This is a genomic window from Brachybacterium tyrofermentans (assembly GCF_039526165.1).
Lineage (GTDB): Bacteria > Actinomycetota > Actinomycetes > Actinomycetales > Dermabacteraceae > Brachybacterium > Brachybacterium tyrofermentans.
On record NZ_BAAAIR010000081.1, the window covers coordinates 1 to 1,780 of the forward strand.

Sequence of the window (1,780 nt, forward strand, 5' to 3'; positions counted from 1 at the left end):
ACGCCTACGAGCGCGCCTACACCGCTAAGCTAGCGCTCGCAGCGTAAACACCCCCGTGTCCACGAACCGGGGGTAGGCCCCAGCCGACCCGGAAGTGGGCGTCGATCTGGCTGGGGTGGATGGTCGCCCTGATCTTCACGAAGCTGGCGATCGTTGTCGTGATGGGTCTGGGTGTCCTGGCGATCACGGCCACCTTCGAATCCGGCGAGATCACCGCGAACATCCTTCCGGGGCTGACCACGGTCCTGTCGGGGATCTTGATGCTGGTGCTGGCGGCGTTCATGCCGGTGGCGTGCTTCGCGCTGTTCGGCTGGATGGGGGAGGGCGGCGTCCGGGAGCTGCAAGCGGCAGCCTCGGGAGCCGGCGGCATGATGGCCTCCGTTGGGAGTTCGAGCCTGTCGGCGGGCCAGTCAGCAGGGGGTCGGCTGAAATCGTTGCTTACGGACGGTGGGGGAGCTGGTGGCGGCCAGGGCGGCGGAGGCTCCTCCAACCCTGGCCTCGTCGGAGGCGATGGTGGGCCGGGGCCGGAGGAGGCAGCTGCCGGTGGTCCTGATGCTGCCGCGCCGTTGGCTGAGGCTGCGCCGGCGGTTGGTGCGACGGCGGCGACTGGTGGCCTCGCTGCTGGCGTGGCTGTCGCGGGGGAGGTCGCGTCCGAGGTGGGCGAGGCTGGCGAGGAAGTCGCAGATGCCACGAAGGAGACTATTGGCGATGCGGTCTCGGAGACCACCGAAAGCGGAGGGGGAGAGTCGTACTCCTACGAGCAGCCGGCGCAGGATGATTCCGGGTCGGGAGCGCCTGCTGATAGTGCTCCGGCGACCACGGGGGTTCCGGTGTCCGAGCCCGCCACGGGTGAGGGTGGCGGGGAAGGATCAGCTGCGGCTGATGCTCCGGTGTCCGAGCCCGCGGTGAGTAGCGGGGGAATGGAGGGAGCGTCTACGGCTGACGCTCCGGGCACGGCACCTGCGGACGCTCCGGCAGCGCCCGCGAGTGTTCCCGCGCCGGCGGAGCCGCCGATGGACGCTCCGGCGTCGGAGGAACAGCCGGCCCCGGCACCGACGCCTGCGGACGTGCCGCTCGCGCCGCCGGTCTCCAGCGATGACGAGAGCGGGGGTGCGTGATCGTGGATCCTCTGATTCCTGTCAGTGACGGCATGGGTGACACTCGCACGCTGCTGATCTCCGTCGCCGGGACGGTGGCGAACGGCGCGCTCCTGGCAACGGTCGCTGCGGTCATCATCGGGTTCATGATGTGGGGGTTCGGCACGGCGCTGAACATTCCAGGGCTGGCCACCAAGGGGGTGCAGACCTTCTTCGGTGCGGTGGTTTGCGCGATCGTCTGCGCGGGGTTGAACTCCTGGGTCGCGTGGTTCGGAGAGCAGGCCATCTCGATCTGGAACTGACCGCGCACGACACGACGAAGGGGCGTCCCGGCTACTGCTGGGGCGTCCCTTCGTGCATGTGTCGTGATGGTCGCGCTTGTCTCCTCAGAGGGCGGTGAGAGACACCGCCGATGGAGCAGAGGAGTACGTGATGTTCGGAGTGCTGCTGGCAGATACCAACCCGGGTGTGAAGCCGACCTGGGACGCGCTGCCTCCTGGGGTCAAGACCTTCTTGGTCGATGTGGTGGGAACGCTGATGAACGTCGGAATTCTGGCCGGCGTCGCGGTCCTCATCGCGGGGCTGATCGTGTGGGGCTTCGGTTCGCTGTCTGGCCGGCCTGGGGTTGGTGGCTCTTCCCGGTTCGTGGTGATGGGGAGCGTCGCGTCGTTGACGTAGAACGG

General features: G+C 68.3%; 3 protein-coding genes. All 3 read left to right on the forward strand.

Features of this window, described 5'->3' with window-relative positions; genetic code table 11:
• Window positions 1–119: 119 nt before the first annotated feature.
• Window positions 120–1,118, forward strand: coding sequence for a hypothetical protein (locus tag ABD093_RS18320; protein ID WP_343926320.1), 999 nt, complete (start codon window positions 120–122; stop codon window positions 1,116–1,118).
• Window positions 1,119–1,150: 32 nt separating this feature from the next.
• Window positions 1,151–1,399 (forward strand): hypothetical protein, encoded by a 249-nt coding sequence (locus tag ABD093_RS18325; RefSeq protein ID WP_343926322.1) that lies wholly within the window; start codon window positions 1,151–1,153, stop codon window positions 1,397–1,399.
• Window positions 1,400–1,529: 130 nt separating this feature from the next.
• A complete protein-coding gene (locus ABD093_RS18330; RefSeq protein ID WP_343926324.1) occupies window positions 1,530–1,775 on the forward strand; it encodes a hypothetical protein in 246 nt (81 codons plus the stop codon).
• Window positions 1,776–1,780: the final 5 nt, after the last annotated feature.